This is a genomic window from Duganella radicis, assembly GCF_009720825.1.
GTDB lineage: Bacteria > Pseudomonadota > Gammaproteobacteria > Burkholderiales > Burkholderiaceae_D > Rugamonas > Rugamonas radicis.
In genome coordinates this window covers 1-290 of record NZ_WNKY01000139.1, presented here as the reverse complement: position 1 = coordinate 290, position 290 = coordinate 1, and the positions used below count along the sequence as shown (strand labels likewise).

Sequence of the window (290 nt, the reverse complement as noted above, 5' to 3'; positions counted from 1 at the left end):
GACCGCCTACCTGGGCATTCCATCGTTCATCGTCGGCCTGGGCGGCATGCTGGCGTATCGCGGCATTGTGCTGGGCGTGACCGGCGGCACCACCATGGCACCGGTATCGGACGACATGGTCTACATCGGCCAGGCTTACCTGTCGCCGACGCTGGGCATCGCGCTGGGGTTCCTGCTGTTCGTGGTGGCCATCTACCTGATCTTCGCGCAGCGCCGCAGCCGCGCCGCCCACGCGCTGGACGTGGCGCCGATGTGGCGCGACGCCGCCAAGCTGGCAGGCCTGGGCGTGG

General features: G+C 69.3%; 1 pseudogene. It reads left to right on the top strand.

The annotated features are described in order from the left end of the window. A pseudogene (locus tag GM676_RS31730) lies at positions 1-290 on the top strand (sugar ABC transporter permease); the annotation flags it as partial.